18 protein-coding genes are annotated in these 15,807 nt (G+C 38.6%); 10 read left to right on the forward strand and 8 right to left on the reverse strand.

All coding sequences use genetic code 11. From position 1 onward, the window contains the following. The first annotated feature begins 87 nt into the window (after positions 1-87). From ACOKFG_RS01915 to ACOKFG_RS01940, 6 genes are all read left to right on the forward strand, one after another. Complete coding sequence (locus tag ACOKFG_RS01915; RefSeq protein ID WP_298792373.1) at positions 88-1,065, forward strand: nitronate monooxygenase; 978 nt, start codon at positions 88-90, stop codon at positions 1,063-1,065. A gap of 21 nt (positions 1,066-1,086) precedes the next feature. Beyond that, positions 1,087-2,046 (forward strand): alpha/beta fold hydrolase, encoded by a 960-nt coding sequence (locus ACOKFG_RS01920; RefSeq protein WP_299487302.1) that lies wholly within the window; start codon positions 1,087-1,089, stop codon positions 2,044-2,046. Positions 2,047-2,188: 142 nt separating this feature from the next. After that, on the forward strand, positions 2,189-2,668 hold the full coding sequence (locus tag ACOKFG_RS01925; RefSeq protein WP_298792376.1) for a c-type cytochrome: 480 nt from the start codon (positions 2,189-2,191) through the stop codon (positions 2,666-2,668). A 186-nt stretch (positions 2,669-2,854) separates the two neighbouring features. Continuing rightward, entirely contained in the window at positions 2,855-3,208 is a 354-nt protein-coding gene (locus ACOKFG_RS01930) for a YciI family protein (RefSeq protein ID WP_299487299.1), read from the forward strand. An 8-nt stretch (positions 3,209-3,216) separates the two neighbouring features. Further along, positions 3,217-3,807: a DinB family protein gene (locus ACOKFG_RS01935; protein WP_298792380.1), complete on the forward strand. Its 591-nt coding sequence runs from the start codon at positions 3,217-3,219 to the stop codon at positions 3,805-3,807. Between the two features lie 89 nt (positions 3,808-3,896). Then, positions 3,897-4,154, forward strand: a complete 258-nt coding sequence (locus tag ACOKFG_RS01940; RefSeq protein WP_299487296.1) for a hypothetical protein — start codon at positions 3,897-3,899, stop codon at positions 4,152-4,154. A gap of 9 nt (positions 4,155-4,163) precedes the next feature. Here the strand turns inward: ACOKFG_RS01940 and ACOKFG_RS01945 are convergent, their stop codons facing one another. The 3 genes from ACOKFG_RS01945 to ACOKFG_RS01955 form a co-directional block, all read right to left on the reverse strand. Then, complete coding sequence (locus ACOKFG_RS01945) at positions 4,164-5,744, reverse strand: SulP family inorganic anion transporter (RefSeq protein ID WP_298792384.1); 1,581 nt, start codon at positions 5,742-5,744, stop codon at positions 4,164-4,166. A gap of 126 nt (positions 5,745-5,870) precedes the next feature. Further along, entirely contained in the window at positions 5,871-6,305 is a 435-nt protein-coding gene (locus ACOKFG_RS01950) for a Dabb family protein (protein ID WP_298792386.1), read from the reverse strand. 116 nt (positions 6,306-6,421) lie between these two features. Further along, on the reverse strand, positions 6,422-7,393 hold the full coding sequence (locus tag ACOKFG_RS01955; RefSeq protein WP_298792387.1) for a phytanoyl-CoA dioxygenase family protein: 972 nt from the start codon (positions 7,391-7,393) through the stop codon (positions 6,422-6,424). A 147-nt stretch (positions 7,394-7,540) separates the two neighbouring features. On the opposite strand from ACOKFG_RS01955, the gene ACOKFG_RS01960 reads away from it, so the two are divergent. Then, a complete protein-coding gene (locus tag ACOKFG_RS01960) occupies positions 7,541-8,404 on the forward strand; it encodes an AraC family transcriptional regulator (protein WP_298792388.1) in 864 nt (287 codons plus the stop codon). Between the two features lie 128 nt (positions 8,405-8,532). Here ACOKFG_RS01960 and ACOKFG_RS01965 read toward each other — a convergent pair whose 3' ends face one another. Then, positions 8,533-9,447, reverse strand: a complete 915-nt coding sequence (locus ACOKFG_RS01965; RefSeq protein WP_299487290.1) for a nicotinic acid mononucleotide adenyltransferase — start codon at positions 9,445-9,447, stop codon at positions 8,533-8,535. 124 nt (positions 9,448-9,571) lie between these two features. Between ACOKFG_RS01965 and ACOKFG_RS01970 the strand changes: the two genes are divergently transcribed. Further along, entirely contained in the window at positions 9,572-10,573 is a 1,002-nt protein-coding gene (locus ACOKFG_RS01970) for an NAD(P)H-dependent glycerol-3-phosphate dehydrogenase (protein WP_422861760.1), read from the forward strand. Between the two features lie 2 nt (positions 10,574-10,575). Here the strand turns inward: ACOKFG_RS01970 and ACOKFG_RS01975 are convergent, their stop codons facing one another. Beyond that, the gene (locus ACOKFG_RS01975; RefSeq protein ID WP_422861761.1) at positions 10,576-11,328 is read right to left on the reverse strand and encodes a LytR/AlgR family response regulator transcription factor; all 753 of its coding nucleotides are present in this window, start codon (positions 11,326-11,328) and stop codon (positions 10,576-10,578) included. Positions 11,329-11,449: 121 nt separating this feature from the next. On the opposite strand from ACOKFG_RS01975, the gene ACOKFG_RS01980 reads away from it, so the two are divergent. Beyond that, positions 11,450-12,775 carry a serine aminopeptidase domain-containing protein gene (locus ACOKFG_RS01980; RefSeq protein ID WP_422861762.1) on the forward strand — a complete coding sequence of 442 codons (1,326 nt, stop codon included), beginning with the start codon at positions 11,450-11,452 and terminating at the stop codon, positions 12,773-12,775. Here ACOKFG_RS01980 and ACOKFG_RS01985 read toward each other — a convergent pair. The 3 genes from ACOKFG_RS01985 to ACOKFG_RS01995 form a co-directional block, all read right to left on the reverse strand. Next, on the reverse strand, positions 12,772-14,439 hold the full coding sequence (locus tag ACOKFG_RS01985; protein ID WP_422861763.1) for a glycerol-3-phosphate dehydrogenase/oxidase: 1,668 nt from the start codon (positions 14,437-14,439) through the stop codon (positions 12,772-12,774). The genes ACOKFG_RS01980 and ACOKFG_RS01985 overlap by 4 nt on opposite strands. 81 nt (positions 14,440-14,520) lie before the next feature. Then, positions 14,521-14,835, reverse strand: a complete 315-nt coding sequence (locus tag ACOKFG_RS01990) for an antibiotic biosynthesis monooxygenase family protein (RefSeq protein WP_422861764.1) — start codon at positions 14,833-14,835, stop codon at positions 14,521-14,523. Then, positions 14,836-15,192 (reverse strand): hypothetical protein, encoded by a 357-nt coding sequence (locus tag ACOKFG_RS01995; RefSeq protein ID WP_299170693.1) that lies wholly within the window; start codon positions 15,190-15,192, stop codon positions 14,836-14,838. 61 nt (positions 15,193-15,253) lie between these two features. On the opposite strand from ACOKFG_RS01995, the gene ACOKFG_RS02000 reads away from it, so the two are divergent. Next, the gene (locus tag ACOKFG_RS02000) at positions 15,254-15,766 is read left to right on the forward strand and encodes a CvpA family protein (RefSeq protein WP_422861765.1); all 513 of its coding nucleotides are present in this window, start codon (positions 15,254-15,256) and stop codon (positions 15,764-15,766) included. Positions 15,767-15,807 lie beyond the last annotated feature (41 nt).

A 15,807-nucleotide genomic window follows, 5' to 3' on the forward strand; every position in this document is an offset into this window, starting at 1 on the left:
AATTGTAAAATTACCATAGTTTTGAGAATAGAACCTATTCGAGTGCAATAATTAATCTATTTTTAAAGACACTTTAACAAATTACCCATGAGCGAAAAAGCCGAATTCATCAAAGATCTTTCCTTACCAGCAATAGCAGCCCCAATGTTTCTCATTTCAGGGCCCAAATTGGTCATAGAATGTTGTAAAAATGGAATTGTGGGAACCTTTCCAGCACTTAATCAAAGAACTAGTGAAGGTTTTGAGGAATGGCTTATCGAAATCAAATCAGAATTGGAAAAATTTGAAAAGGAAACGGGCAAAAAGCCAGCTCCTTTTGGGGTTAACCTCATTGTACACCCAACTAATCCAAGGCTGGAAGCAGATGTAAAACTTTGTATGAAACACAAAGTTCCCTTGGTAATTACCTCGCTTGGTGCGGTGAGCATGGTTGTTGATGCCATTCATAGTTACGGTGGACTGGTTTTTCATGATATCATCAAAAAAAGGCATGCAGAGAAAGCTTCAGAAGCTGGTGTTGACGGACTTATTTTAGTTTCTGCAGGTGCAGGCGGTCACGGTGGTAATCTGAATCCAATGAGCTTGATAGCCGAGGTCAAAAAGATTTTTTCGAAGACCATATTACTTTCTGGCTGTATCAGTACTGGAAGGGATATCGCCTCAGCAATGCAAATGGGAGCAGATTTGGCCTATATGGGAACACGATTTATAAATACCGAGGAGAGCAAAGCTCCTGAAGAATATCGAAAAATGATAATTGAAGCCGGTGCCAATGACATCGTATATACTGCGGCAATTTCAGGGGTGCACGCCAACTTTTTGGCATCAAGTTTACAAGCAGCCGGAATTACTGAAGAAGACCTCAAAAAGGAACATAAGGTTGACTTTGGAAAAGAACTGGATACAGAAGTAAAAGCTTGGAAAACCATTTGGTCAGCGGGGCAAGGTGTTACAACCATTGAAAACGTAATGCCTGTTTCGGAATTGGTCGATACGCTAAAATCTGAATTTAAAGAGGCAATCGAAGAGCAAACAAAATTACTTGCAGTTTTTCCGAAAGAGTAAAATAATCGTATTCTTTTATAAATGCCACTGATTCCATCAAACTACACTCCTCCATTATTTTATAGAAATGGACATTTATCCACAATGTATTACGGGCTTTTCAGAAGGGTTGTGGGTCCAGAACAATCCCGGGAAAGGTTAACGCTATCCGATGGTGATTTTCTTGACTTGGATTGGAGTAAATCCGATGCATCTACCAAAAAATTGGTAGTACTTCTGCATGGTCTTGAAGGTGATGCCCAACGACCGTATATCACCGGAAGTGCAAAACTCTTTAATACAAACGGCTTTGATGCTTGTGCAGTAAATTTCAGGAGCTGTAGTGGTGAACCCAATAGTTTATATCGATCATATCATTCTGGCGCCACGGAGGATTTGGTTGACGTTATAAACCACATCTTGTCAACAAAGAAGTATTCAGAAATCTACCTTAAGGGATTCAGTTTAGGCGGCAACCTTGCTCTTAAATACCTGGGCGAAGGCAATCGAATTCCAAAGGAAATAAAAGCTGCAGCGGCCATTTCAGTTCCTTGCAGTTTGAAAGATTCATGTGACCAGCTTCTTTCAAATCAAAATGTGCTATATGCCAAAAGATTCAAAAAACATTTAATCTCCAAATTACGACAGAAGCAATTCTTATTTCCTGATTTAATCCCAGATGCTGACATCAGGGCGATACGAACATTAAAAGATTTTGATGATATCTACACCAGTAGAGCCCATCACTTTAAGGATGCCCTAGATTATTATAACAAATGCAGCTCACTACAATTCTTATCGAAAATTGATGTTCCAAGCCTGATTATCAATGCCAAGAACGATTCGTTTTTGGGAAAGGATTGCTTCCCAATCGATGAGGCCGAGAAAAATGATAACCTTCATCTAGAAATTCCCAAATACGGAGGGCATGTTGGGTTTTGGGGTAAAAACAACATAACTTACACGGAAAGAAGGGCCCTGGATTTTTTCAATGCCAACTAAATTTGAAACATTTGTTTTGAATGGTTCAACGAAAAGGTTTTCGCTTCATAAATCTGCTACGAACGCTCTGTATCGTCCATTTTACTGCTAATATTTCGCTATATTAGTGCCCTTAGTTTAGCTACAATCAAATTTATTATCCATGAGAAAACTGGTACTGTTCTTAACCCTTGGGGTCTTCATTGCAAGCTGCGGTGGAAAAAAAGAAGAAAAGAAAGATGGCTTTGAAGTAAGTCGAACCAAAAAAGAAGACAAAAAAGCTCAGTCCAAAGAAGGTGTTCCGGTGGACTTGGACAATAACGGCGTAGGACCAATAAAAGATTTGGAATTTCCATCTGATATAGATTCGGAAATGGCGGCCCGTGGCGAAGCCACTTTCAGTTCCATTTGTATAGCCTGCCATATGGTTGATCAACGCATGATAGGTCCGGCTATGAAAGGTGTTTATGAAAGACGCAGTCCGGCTTGGGTCATGAATATGATTCTTAATCCAGATGGAATGCTAAAAGAGGACCCTATAGCCAAGGCATTGCTCAAAGAATATAACAATGCTATTATGCTCAATCAAAATTTGACTGAAGAAGAAGCTCGTGACGTTGCAGAGTATTTGCGTACCCTGTAAAAGCGAAAAGTGTTTTATATCGTGCTGTTATCTTTTTTCAGATGACAGCATTTTTTGTTTATTCCGATCTCATTTTAATCGAATAAGTGTTAAAAACGACATTGAATAAGAAATGGTTGAGTTTCAACCGTTATTTTTATCTTGTGATGATTATTGAACATCAACCCATTGCTAAACTTTAAACGAATGAGATTATTTCTTTTTTTGCTTTTGCTTCCATGCTTTGCCCTCTCGCAGGAAGACACAAAAAAGCAATCCCATTTTATTGCATTATATACAATCGGAGAGCATTGGGATATGGAGAAACAGCCTCATGAACAGGAGTATTTCAAGGAGCATTCCGGTTTCTTGTCCAAACTACGCAAGGAGAAAAAAATTGCAATGGGAGCTCGCTATTCCGATACTGGAATGATAATCATATCTGCAGACGATCTTGATGCGGCCAAAGCTATGTTGTTTCAAGATGTTGCGCTGCAAGAAAAACTTTTCACAGTAGAAATCCACCCATTTAATGCCTTTTACAAAGGTTGTTTAGAATAACTATTTATATGAAAAAAAGCATACTTTTTAGTCTTACGCTCATTTTTACTTTTAGCATGCACGCACAAAACGAAGAACTTCCCTACCATCAAATTCCAGAATATCCAGAGAATTATAGTCCTGGTAATGTGGTTGCCAGAATGATTGATGGGCTTGGATTTCGTTATCATTGGGCCACTAAGGGACTCACAGAAAAAGATTTGACCTATAAACCTTCAGAAGACGGAAGAAACATCATGGAAACACTGTTCCATATCTATGGAATGTCGGAAATGATAAAAAATGCCCCAACGGCAACCCCCAACGTTCGTCCAATGGATATTTCCGAACTTACCTATGAAGATTTGCGAAAGGGAACCTTAAAAAACCTTCAAGCAGCAAGCCAAGCAATGGCCGATAAAAATGCCGCTGATTTTGAAGATTTTAAGGTCATTTTTCAGCGTGGGGAAAAGCAAACTCCATATCCTTATTGGAATATGTTGAACGGTATGCTATCAGATTGCATTTATCATACAGGGCAAATCACCTTGCTAAGACGCGCTTCCGGAAACCCCATCAATCCTAACATCAGTGTTTTCAATGGAAGGCTGAGGGAATAGCCACGAGTACTTTCCTGTTTATGTAACAAAAGGTTATTTTAGGATACCTATTATTAAAAGGTTTTAATATGGGCTCCGCAAGTCAACCAATGTTAGTTGTTAAAGCAAATCGTGCTTTACTTCGCAAAAGACGAAGTTATAGTGACATTCGGGAGGCTTATGAAGGATATACAAAGGAGACGCAACTACATTTTAGGGAACTTACACCTTTTGAGCAAAAAAAAGTACGGGACAAGATTATTGCTCAGGCCAAAAAAGACCGCTTACAGGAAATACGAAATTACCTTGGTGCTTTTTTACTTTTATGCCTCTTAGTTTTTGTGGGGTATTTGATTTTTTTCAGCTAAGTAATATTTCTATTTCACCTTATCAACTACCACCTTGTAGGTTGGGTCTTCAAGAACATTGACTTCAATAATGTCTTCCGCATTTTTCAATAGAAGAATACAGTCCTTGCTCAAATGTCTTAGGTGTACTTTTTTACCGGCTTTGGCATAGCGCTCGGTAATCTTGTTCAGAGCCTCAATACCAGACATATCGGCAACCCGACTTTCTTGAAAATCAATGATTACTTCTGTAGGATCGTTTTGCACATCAAATTTCTCAGCAAACAAGGTTGTGGAACCAAAAAATAATGGGCCGTAGATTTCGTAATGCTTTACCCCATTTTCATCAACATGCTTTCTGGCGCGTATGCGTTTGGCGTTTTCCCAAGAATAGGCTAATGCAGAAATAATAACTCCTAACAAAACAGCCACCGCTAAATTATGGGTCACTGCGGTAATCAAAGTCACTAAAACCATTACAATTACATCAGAATTGGGCATTTTTCTAAAGGTCTTAAAGCTTGCCCATTCAAATGTTCCAATGGCAACCATAAACATTAACCCCACCAAGGCTGCCATGGGTAACTGTTCAATTAAACTGCTTCCGAACATAATAAATACCAAAAGCATTATGGCTGCTGTAATACCTGAAAGTCGCGCTCGTGCTCCTGAGGAAGTGTTGATCAAACTCTGCCCGATCATCGCACAACCTCCCATTCCCGATAGAAATCCTGAAAGGATGTTAGCCGTTCCTTGTGCAACACATTCCTTGTTTCCACTACCGCGTGTTTCAGTAATTTCATCAATAATGTTGAGTGTCAATAGACTTTCAATTAGTCCAACTCCTGCAACAATCCCAGCATAAGGTAGTATTATTAGAAAAGTTTCCAATGTAAATGGAATATTGGGTATAGACAACGGTGGAAAACCTCCTTTTATACTCTCTCCTTCTTGCATCGTATCCGCTACCGTCAAGGTATCAATTCCAAAGCCAAGAACAATTGCGGAAACCACAACTATCGCCAACAGAGAGGAAGGAATCGCCTTTGTTAATTTTGGAAAGCCCCATATGATGACCATAGTTAAAAGAGTCAATCCCAACATAATATATAAAGATGACCCGGATAGTAATTCCCCGGTTCCTTTTTCGTAGAAATTCGGGAATTGCGCCATGAAAATAATGATTGCCAAACCGTTAACGAACCCAAACATAACAGGATGTGGTACAAGGCGGATAAACTTACCCAAGCGCAACACTCCAGCCAAGATTTGGATTATCCCAGCAATGATTACCGTTGCGAAAACATAGTTAAGAATGGTAGTGGGTTCTATTCCGGGAAAGGTGTTTTTTAGCTCTAGAATCAACCCAACAAAGATAACGGCAACAGCACCAGTTGCCCCGGAAATCATTCCTGGACGACCTCCTAAAATTGAGGTAACCAAAGCCAAGACAAACGCAGCATACAATCCAGTTAACGGAGAAAATCCAGGGATTAATGCAAAGGCGATGGCCTCGGGCACCAATGCCAGCGCAACGGTCAATCCGGATAATACTTCAGTACGATAATTTACTTTCTGCGAAAAATCAAAAAGATTCAAGTACTTTTTCATGGCTTCTTGTTTGAAGCGGGCAAAAATAACACTATTACCCAGATAACCTGCATCTTACCATCCGATTTAGGGTTTTGGCAAGGATTGCTCCGATAAATTGTGTTTTTCCAAAAGAAAACTAAACTCCTACTCGGGATTTGTCCAATAGTCAACCACAAATACCTTTTCCACATGTGGCCCTAAACTAGCCACAAATTCTTGATGTTTTGGGTGCGGCGAATAGATACTGTCCCGATCTTCTTCGGACTTAAAAGTAAGCATATAGCAATGCGTAAAGTTTTGATGAAAGTCTTCAGGACTATCATTCAACCCCCATTCAAAATCTTGTATTTCAGGAATGTGAGTGGGTAGTTCGATAAAACTTCTATTTAGTTTTTCAACCTGTTCCTCGCTAGTGTCATCATTGAATTTGAAAATTACAACATGCCTTAATAGTTTTTCTTTTTTTTGCACCATATCCATTTCTTCAACTTTTGGTTCTTTCTTGTTTGATTCTCCGCAGGAAGTCAACAAAAAACTTGCTAAAACTAATGCGATCATTGCAGTGGTAATTGTTCTCATAATTCTATTATTTCTATTTGATTTGATTTTATAGTATGTCATTATTTTAAAATTTGTATAGTAGTACTGATATTGGCGAACATTGTGTTTGTTTAAGTTTGACCAACGTTTAAAAATTACCACTTTTTTAGTCCTAGTAATTTCTCTCCTAATTCTGTAAGCTCAGCTGTTTCATACTTGTCCCGCTCCCAATTTCTGGGATCCCCGGGAAAAGCATATCCTTCAGGAGCAATCCTATTTTTCCATGAGTTCACCCTCCATTGTTTCAATTCGTCATTATGCTCTTCTGCCGGCATCATAGAAATATATTGGGCAATACGCACTTTATTTCCTGACTTGTTGGGACGAATACCATGTGGTTGGGTACTGTTAAAAATCAAGAGATCCCCGGCTTCCATTTTGACTTTTACGATTTTATCTTCTAAACCTGTTGTGTCCGGTTGAAAATGATCGCGGTCATCAGGCTGGGTCAATTTCCAAGAGTCATAGTTTCGGTATAGCCATGGAATACATTGAAATCCTCCCATATTTTCATCGGTTTGGTCAGCAAGTGCCAACACACCTTGTACGTTTTGAGGGCGGGTTTCCGGGTCATAATCCCAATGAATAAATCCTTTCTTTTCCACTCCAGGTTTCAACGGAAAGTTCAGGTTTGCCCGATCTATGGTTACCCAAAGTTTTTCAGTTCCCCAAACATCAACAAAGGCATCGTACACCCTTTGCATTTGTCTGTTGTTCCATAAATGTTGATGGTTATATACCTCAACCATTCCTGTTCCCGTAAGCTCTTTCATCTTCATTTCAGCCCTTGGTGGTGCATACCAAGTTTCAGGGTTATTTGGGTCTTTTTCATCAAACTCCCAAATGAAGTCTGCCGTTGCATGGGCCTGTTCTCTTGTTATAGCATTCTTTATTACTATGTATCCGTTATGGATCCAGAAATTCCAATCTTCTTCGGAAAGTATCCTCAGATTTTCTCCATTGGACCTATCGTTCAATTTGATTTTGCTGCTTGTTGCCGTGGAAGGATTTCCAGGAATCTCTTCATGAGCCTTATTGGCCATCTCCAATTTTGCTTCTTGCTTCATGATTCTACTTTTTTATTTAGCTTCTAATTTCGATAGAATAAAACTAGCACGAACCTTAGCTGACTTCAACCCTCATATTGATATATATTTGAACCATATTGATATTTTATATATAATTCATAAATTTAATAGGTATTAAAGTGAAAATTGAAGATACAACTTGAAACCATAGCGCCGAATACCAAGAGCCCTTTCCGGCTTTTGCACCTTCCTAGATTGAACCATCTTTTTTATTGGCATTTTCATCCCGAATATGAATTGGTCTACATCGAAGGAGCGAGCGCAACCCGACATGTTGGCGATAATATTTCAAATTTTATTGAGAGTGACTTGGTTTTTATCGGATCAAACATTCCACATCTAAATTTCGATTATGGCGTGCAAACCGATTATATTAAAGAAGTCTTGCACATAAAACCTTCTTTCAGGGAACATATGCTGCTCAACATTCCCGAGCTTGAATCCGTCCTTCGTCTTTTTGAAACATCGAAGCATGGTATTGTGTTCACAGGAGAAACCAAAAAGCATATTGGAGAGCAATTAAAAAAACTTCATGAGCTCTCTCCTTTTGATTTGTTTATAGCTTCTATTCAGATATTGAAGGAACTGGCCAATAGTTCGGAGTATTTTTTATTACATGAACGTCCTTTTGTGAATCGATTCAGAAAAAAAGAACAAGATCGCCTCAGAAGCATACACGAATTTGTGGATAAGAATTATCAGCGGAGAATTGCGGTCAACGAAGTTGCCCAAATATGCAGCTTGGGCAAAGAAGCTTTTTGTCGGTATTTTAAAAAGACCACAGGGAATACCTTTACCACCTTCCTGAACCAATATCGAATAAGTCAGGCCAAGAGACTTTTGTTAATGGGGAAAAATGTTAGTGAGACCTGCTATGATTGTGGCTTTGAAAGTCTTTCATATTTCAACAGAACTTTTAAAAAAGTAAGTGGAGAAAATCCTTCGGATTTTAAAAAGCAGCATTTGGCACATCTTAAAAGAAAGATATAACAGGTAATTAGCTCTATTTACATCTTCTATAAAAAAAGAACCGCCCCAAGTTGAGGTACTTGAAGCGATTCTTAACTAAATAACCAACCAAAAAACTTGTATACGTAGTCGAGGACGTTTTTTTATCCTTACATTTTTCTTTGTCGAGATACGTTCATTATAGAATTTTTAACTTTTGAACGTTTTTTACCCGTTGTTTTTCCTGTTTTCAAATATCGAATGTATCCCCTTCCGTTGAACTCATAAATCGTCTCGCTGGCTACATGGTACAATTCAATAGTACTATCATCAATAACGTAAAGCTCAAAATAATCATTGCCCAAAAAATCGTAATCCAATGTTAAAGTTTTAAGCGAGGCGTCATTGGCTACATCGAAGACTTCAAAATTACCCTCATAATCCCAAACCAAATTAGCGAGGGATGTACCCGGCCCATCCACAGATGATCTAAAACTTTCATCAGAAAAGAACTGGAGATGGTTTTCCTCATCAAAATCGTTTACGGCACCTACTTCACTTGTAAAAGTTTTTCCCCAAGCTTCATATTCCTGCAAGAAATAATGGATGTTGTCATAGAAAACCATATCATAATCAAAGTTATTCCTATCATAACCGCGAAGTACGTAGGAGGTATTGGACCTAGAATCATATAATTCCAAAGTAGTATTGTTTATTGCATATACGTCCAACAACCATAATCCATCTACATCATGGTCAATCTCAACTATACCATTTAAGGTAGCGTAGGAACCTACATCTATTCCCAGTCCGTTTCCGGTTTTCCCGATTCCCACCATATTGTTATTGGCATAAACCACACCACGATCAAACGAAACGGTAAATGCCCGTTGTAAATATGGAACTTCTCCATTTCCTTTAGTTGCGTTGATATCTATATACCACAAATCATACGATTCCAATACCAAGGCGGTATTTATGGGTGATGCTTCAATAAAGTCATCCTCAAACACAACTTCTGTGTAACAAGAGCTGACCAATAATCCTGTAAATAATATTCCGAATAGTAGTTTTCCAATTCTCATAATTTCAGCTTTTTGATTCATATGGTAAAGACCAAGCATTATGCCAAAATTCATAATATTCTATTAATCAACATTTTACATTCTAAAAATTAGATTGTTTAGCTTTATGCCATAATTTTTATTGATGATTCAAAAACCTCGATTTGGTGTATTGGGAGGCGGTAGCTGGGGAACGGCTATTGTTAAAATGTTATCCGAAAACTTGGAAAGTGTTGCCTGGTACATGCGAAGTGTGTATGTTATAGAGCACCTAAAAAATGAAGGCCATAATCCAAATTATATCAGCTCCGCGGAGTTTGATGTATCCAAACTTCAATTGAGCAATGATATCAATGAGGTGGTTGACCAATGCGATGTGCTGATTTTTGCCATTCCATCGGCTTTTTTAGAAGGTGAACTCAAAAAACTTACCGCTTCCCTGAGTGGGAAAATCATTTTTTCTGCTATTAAGGGAATTGTTCCAGAAAGCGGATTGATTGTAGGGGAACATTTTCATGATGTTTACCAAATCCCTTTTGAAAATATTGGTGTAATCACTGGTCCATGCCATGCAGAAGAGGTGGCATTGGAACGTTTATCATACCTGACCATTGCCTGCGCTGATTCAGTGAAAGCAGAAATGCTGGCAACCAAGTTGCAAAGTCATTATATCCGAACAAAAATTTCAGATGATATCATAGGAACGGAATATGCCGCAATGCTCAAAAACATCTATGCCATTGCCGCAGGAATTGCGCATGGTCTTCGATATGGAGACAATTTTCAAAGTGTTTTAATGAGCAATGCCATACGTGAAATGAAACGATTTATTGGGAAGGTGTATAAAATGAAACGCAACATCAACAATTCTGCCTATTTAGGTGATTTGTTAGTTACCGGTTATTCGACTTTTAGTAGAAACCGTATGTTCGGAAATATGATTGGTAGAGGCTACACCGTGAAAAGTGCCATGATGGAAATGAATATGGTGGCTGAAGGGTATTATGCAACAAAGAGTGCTTTCCTGATAAACGAAAAAAATAAAAAGAAGTCCAAATTGCCCATTATCATAGCCGTGTATCAAATTCTTTATCAAGAGAAAAATCCAAAAAAAGTATTCAAAAAGCTTACAGAGAAGCTGGATTGAGGTTAGTTCAACAAAACCTCATCACTGATACTCTTCCCGCGTGGAATTGAATTGTCATGAATATCTATGGTCATCGCATCATAAGATTTAATATGTGCCTTGTTCACAATATACGATTTGTGGACTCTTCGGAAATTATCAGGCAAAGCTTCTAAAGCTGCTTTTACACTTCCATAACTAGTAATCTTTGATTTATCGGCCAAATGATACGTTACATAATTTCCAAGACCTTCCACAAAAAGAATGTTTTCAAAAGGCACTCTATGGGTTTTTCGATTGGACCGAATCTCTAAAATTTCCGTCTCCAAGTTTTCATTTTTTTCATGTTCAATGGCCCATAACTGAAATAATTTTGCCCCAAGAACCAATAAGGCTGTTGTGTTTATCAAAATAATCGACCTGACCAACATCATAATACTGAACAAACCAGCACTTGAATCATTCAACAACAGCTCTTCATAAAATAGATGGATAAAAACCCGCTGTAACACCCCGCCAATAAGCATAGTCATGGCATACCCTGCAAAAAATTCCTTGAACTTTCGCTTCAGCAAAAATCGGGGCAATAAAAAGTAAATGGTAAAATAGACTGCCAGTATCCGAATGGGCAATAAAACAAACTCCAAATAAAAAGATGCCAAATAACCTCCTTCACCAACCCAAATCAAGCCAAAAAGCACATAATACAGCACCCAGAAAATGGCATGGGTTGCAACTCTGGAATTAAATAGGTAAAAATTATTGGTGGATTTCACGCGCTGTAAATTTCAAGTCATTGTCAAAGCCTCATTCGCATAAAAAATGGCTGTCTTCGTATAAATCATCCAGTATCTAAAAATAGGCAATCTAATTTTAAAGAAAACTTAAATCATCAATATGAAATCAAAAAACGGACTATTCGTGCTAAGTATCCTTGTTCTATTTTCATCCCTTACCGTAAGTGGTCAAATTTTAGGCAGACGAAGCTCATGGGAGGCCAAAATTAAGGGACCTGAAGGTGCACTTCCAGGTTCCAAAATCATAGAGGTGCAGGCTAGTTCGCCACTTGGAAATGCAGGCTTCCAAGCCAACGACATAATAATAGAAGTAAATGGAATTTCAATCTCTGATGGGGAGGCATGGAGCGAAGTGTCCTATGGTTTAAGGGCAAATACCTCAACCAGAATCAAAGCTGTTCGAAATGCTGAAGTGGTTGAAGCCACAGTTCAGTTTAATCCATTGGAAAAGGAAAGCCATCCTGGATTGGATACTTATTATGAAGAAATCACAAGCCCTTATGGCATAACACAACGCATCATCATTACAAAGCCAAAAAAATCCGGAAAACAGCCTGCTATTGTATTGATCGGAGGGTTGAGCTGCTCCAGTATCGAAACGTATCCTGGAAGAAAAGGAAATTGGGTACAGACCATTAAGGATTTGGTCGAAAAATCAGGTATGGTGGTCATGCGTATAGAAAAACCAGGTGTCGGCGATAGTGAAGGAGATTGCGGTCAGTCTGATTTTAAAACGGATATTGAAGGTTTCCGAACTGCCATCAAAAAACTGAAAACAAAGCCTTATGTGGATACATCTAAAATCATTGTTTATGGATCAAGTATGGGAAGTGCCCTTGCCCCACTATTTGCGAATGAATTTGATTTGGCTGGAGTGATTTCAGACGGTACTTTTTTCAAAACCTGGTATGAACATATGCTGGAAATAGAGCGCCGTTTGCTTCAATTTCAAGGAAATACCGAATCTGAAATTGTTAAGAAAATGAATAAGTACTATATCCCTTTGTATTATGGTATGCTCATTCAAAAAAAGACCTATCAGGAGGTGGTAGATGCATACCCAGCCTTGGATGAGTTTAACTACCATTCGGCAGCTCATATGTATGGCCGGCCTGTGACCTATTATCAACAATTACAAGATTTTGATTTGGCCGGGCAATGGGAAAAACTACAAGTTCCAGTAAGGATTTTACGCGGAACCAATGATTGGATCATGTCCTCTTTCGATAACAAAATGATAATCGATGTTTTGGAGCGAAATGGCCATGAAGACCATCTCCTCTATGAATATCCCGGATTAGATCATTGGAATACCATTCATGAAAGTCCAAAAAATTCTTTTGAGGGAAAACCAGGTAAATGGGACGAAGGCACTATCAATCTTATTATTGAATGGGCTCAAGAAATGACGGGCTTAAAGTCTTAAGCCCGTTCCAATGAAAAATTTGAATGAGAATCCAATTGGTTTAAAAGGTTCTCTTTGAAGGATTGAATTTGAGCGTCATCATAGCCATAGGCTACCTTGAATTCCTCCAGTACTGGACTCATAAAATTTCTGACGCTATCAATATCAAAATACAATCTTCCCGTACGCCGGATGAAGAAATCCATGGGATTTAGCACCATTTCATTGGCAATACCAAATTGAGTTTCAGCACATATCATGCGAACATGTACATCCTCATGCTTTAAATTGGAATAGGTTTCTAAAATCTCATCGGTTTGTTTACCATAAGTGGTTACCAAATACCAGGCATCGTGTTCGGTAAATCCATCTGCTTTGATTTGTTCAAAAACTTGGGCAATATATTTTTTGACCTGTTTGAACTTTTTAAAGTCACTTCCACAAAGTGGAATTTTATCAGTAACGCAAGGTTCCACCTCGATTTCATGGTCCTCCTCCATTTTTTTTGCAATCCGACTTACTACGCGTTCGGCCATTTTTCGGTAGCCGGTCAACTTCCCGCCAGCTATACTTACCAATCCGGAATCAGAAGTAAAAATTTCATCTTTACGTGATAATTCGGATGCTGATTTCCCTTCCTCATGAATTAACGGACGCAGTCCAGCCCACGAAGAGATTATATCATCCATTTCGAGATTGATAGAAGGAAACATATTATTCACAGCTGAAATCAAGTAAATAGCATCGGCCAAATCAACGTCAATATTGTCTTTATCTGTATTGTAATTGGTATCGGTTGTACCAACATAAGTAACCTTTCCTCTTGGGATTGCAAACATCATTCTCCCATCGGGGACATCAAAATAGACTGATTGTTGTACAGGAAGTTTTTCCTTCGGAAATACCAAATGTGCTCCCTTAGTCAAGTGTAATCGTTTACCTTTTTTGGACTTGTTTATGCTCCGAAGTTCATCTACCCATGGTCCCGCAGCGCTTATCACATATTTGGATTTAATCTGAAAATCACCTCCCAAAGCTTCATCCATTACCTTGACTCCGGCTACTTTTTCTTCTTCATAAATAAAATCAACAACCTTGGCATAGTTCAGTGCTTCTGCTCCAAACTGAAGACTAGTTTTAATATTTTCAATAGTAAGTCTAGCATCGTCGGTTCTATATTCTGCATAATAGCCCGCCCCGTTCAGAATCCTTTTCGGTAAAAGGGGTTCCAGTTTCAGAGCTTCTTTTTTCTCCAACATTTGGCGTTTGTCATCCCCGGTCACCTGGGCAAGAATGTCGTAAACTTTTAAGCCAATTGAAGTCAGCCATTTACCATATGAGCCTCCTTCAATCAAGGGAAGCAACATTTTTTCGGGCAGTACCAAATGAGGTGCCAATTTATGCACTATTGCCCTTTCGGAACCTACTTCCTTAACCAACCAAAAATCGAATTGTTTTAGATATCGAAGTCCTCCATGAATCAATTTAGTTGATTTACTGCTGGTTCCGGATGCAAAATCCCCCTTTTCCAATAAGGCAACCTTCATGCCTCTGGAAGCAGCGTCCAAGGCAATTCCTCCCCCAGTGATACCTCCTCCAATGATTATCAAATCGAAGTCTTCCTTCGAAAGTTTTTCAATGGTTTTCTTTCTATCTAAATTGGAAAATCTGGTGTTCTCTTTCATAGCTATTCAATTCTGCGATCGCAAAGGAAAAAGATAGGCAAAAACCCTGTGAGTGATGGTGTTAATGGAATTAAGTTTGTATTAATTTTTCTTGGTAAACTCATATTCCCTTTCCACAACGCAAATGCGAACCTTGTACCAAGAATACCAATCCTGGATTCCCCTCTTTTGGGCAATTTGATGGTCCATATTTGCCTTCCAATTGGCAATGGCCTCAAGGCTTTCCCAATAACTTATGGTGATTCCCAGTTCGTCGCGGGCACTTTCAAAATGTATAAATCCCGGTTGCTCTTTGGCTAAATTTTCCATATCAACGGCCATTTGACCATATCCATTATCGCCATCGGTACGGGTGTTGGTAAAGATTACAGCATAATAGGGTTTTTGTAGCTCCATTTACATAATGTATTGCTTTTCCAAAAAATAGTTCACCAGTGCTTCTTTCATTAACACCGTTTGTTCTCCTGCCTTAAGTGGAGGTAATTGCTCCTTTATCTTATAATGTGGCCAGCCATCATCATCAAAAAAATCAAAATCATAATACCCATAGGGTTCAAGTAGTCTGCAGATTGCAATATGCATTAGATTGACCTTCTCATCTTTTTTAAAGCTCCTATGAAGTTTTCCCAATTCCTGGACTCCTACCAAATAGATGATTCCGTCTAAATCCAAAGGATCGCCATCGGAAAATTGTGCGGATAATTTTTCAACCAAAAGCGTCCATCGCTCTTTAAGTTTATCGTCCCTGGACATACTCATTTTTAGAAGTTCCAAAGGTACAAATCAATATCCTATATTTGTTCAAAACAGGGGTATGGAGTTTTTGGATATTGTTATCGGTGTTCTTTTGGTATGGGGACTTTACAAGGGTCTTAAAAATGGTCTTTTTGTAGAAATCGCCTCCTTGGTTGCTCTCATTGCCGGTATTTACGGAGCCATCCATTTTTCGTACATCACTGGGGATTACATCGCAGACCAAATGGATTGGAGTGCATCCTATATTAACATAACTGCGTTTCTTATCACCTTTTTTGCAATTGTACTGTTGGTTCATTTTGCAGGCAAGTTTTTGACCAAGATCGCAGACTTTGCAATGCTAGGATTATTAAATAAGATTGCCGGAGGTATTTTTGGAGCATTAAAAGTTGCCATTATTGTTGGTGCTCTACTTGTTTTTTTTGAAAGACTGACATCTTCTTTCAGTTTTATAAATGAGGAAACCAAGAAAGAATCCATTTTTTATGAGCCCGTTAAAGAAATCGGCGCTTTTGTTTTTGATTTTGTTCTTAAGGAGAAAAAAGAAAATTTGCATTCGGAAGAAGAGTAACCCTTCTCATGAGCATTGAAGATAGTTAGTAACGTCTTCAC

The organism is Flagellimonas rhodophyticola, assembly GCF_049332665.1.
Lineage (GTDB): Bacteria > Bacteroidota > Bacteroidia > Flavobacteriales > Flavobacteriaceae > Flagellimonas.

What these genes read in the sequence shown, in the direction of transcription:
- ACOKFG_RS01915 (WP_298792373.1), top strand. Translation starts at nt 88, where the DNA reads ATGAGCGAAAAAGCCGAATTCATCAAAGATCTTTCCTTACCAGCAATA.
- ACOKFG_RS01920 (WP_299487302.1), top strand. Translation starts at nt 1,087, where the DNA reads ATGCCACTGATTCCATCAAACTACACTCCTCCATTATTTTATAGAAAT.
- ACOKFG_RS01925 (WP_298792376.1), top strand. Translation starts at nt 2,189, where the DNA reads ATGAGAAAACTGGTACTGTTCTTAACCCTTGGGGTCTTCATTGCAAGC.
- ACOKFG_RS01930 (WP_299487299.1), top strand. Translation starts at nt 2,855, where the DNA reads ATGAGATTATTTCTTTTTTTGCTTTTGCTTCCATGCTTTGCCCTCTCG.
- ACOKFG_RS01935 (WP_298792380.1), top strand. Translation starts at nt 3,217, where the DNA reads ATGAAAAAAAGCATACTTTTTAGTCTTACGCTCATTTTTACTTTTAGC.
- ACOKFG_RS01940 (WP_299487296.1), top strand. Translation starts at nt 3,897, where the DNA reads ATGTTAGTTGTTAAAGCAAATCGTGCTTTACTTCGCAAAAGACGAAGT.
- ACOKFG_RS01945 (WP_298792384.1), bottom strand. Translation starts at nt 5,744, where the DNA reads ATGAAAAAGTACTTGAATCTTTTTGATTTTTCGCAGAAAGTAAATTAT.
- ACOKFG_RS01950 (WP_298792386.1), bottom strand. Translation starts at nt 6,305, where the DNA reads ATGAGAACAATTACCACTGCAATGATCGCATTAGTTTTAGCAAGTTTT.
- ACOKFG_RS01955 (WP_298792387.1), bottom strand. Translation starts at nt 7,393, where the DNA reads ATGAAGCAAGAAGCAAAATTGGAGATGGCCAATAAGGCTCATGAAGAG.
- ACOKFG_RS01965 (WP_299487290.1), bottom strand. Translation starts at nt 9,447, where the DNA reads ATGAGAATTGGAAAACTACTATTCGGAATATTATTTACAGGATTATTG.
- ACOKFG_RS01970 (WP_422861760.1), top strand. Translation starts at nt 9,572, where the DNA reads ATGATTCAAAAACCTCGATTTGGTGTATTGGGAGGCGGTAGCTGGGGA.
- ACOKFG_RS01980 (WP_422861762.1), top strand. Translation starts at nt 11,450, where the DNA reads ATGAAATCAAAAAACGGACTATTCGTGCTAAGTATCCTTGTTCTATTT.
- ACOKFG_RS01985 (WP_422861763.1), bottom strand. Translation starts at nt 14,439, where the DNA reads ATGAAAGAGAACACCAGATTTTCCAATTTAGATAGAAAGAAAACCATT.
- ACOKFG_RS01990 (WP_422861764.1), bottom strand. Translation starts at nt 14,835, where the DNA reads ATGGAGCTACAAAAACCCTATTATGCTGTAATCTTTACCAACACCCGT.
- ACOKFG_RS01995 (WP_299170693.1), bottom strand. Translation starts at nt 15,192, where the DNA reads ATGTCCAGGGACGATAAACTTAAAGAGCGATGGACGCTTTTGGTTGAA.
- ACOKFG_RS02000 (WP_422861765.1), top strand. Translation starts at nt 15,254, where the DNA reads ATGGAGTTTTTGGATATTGTTATCGGTGTTCTTTTGGTATGGGGACTT.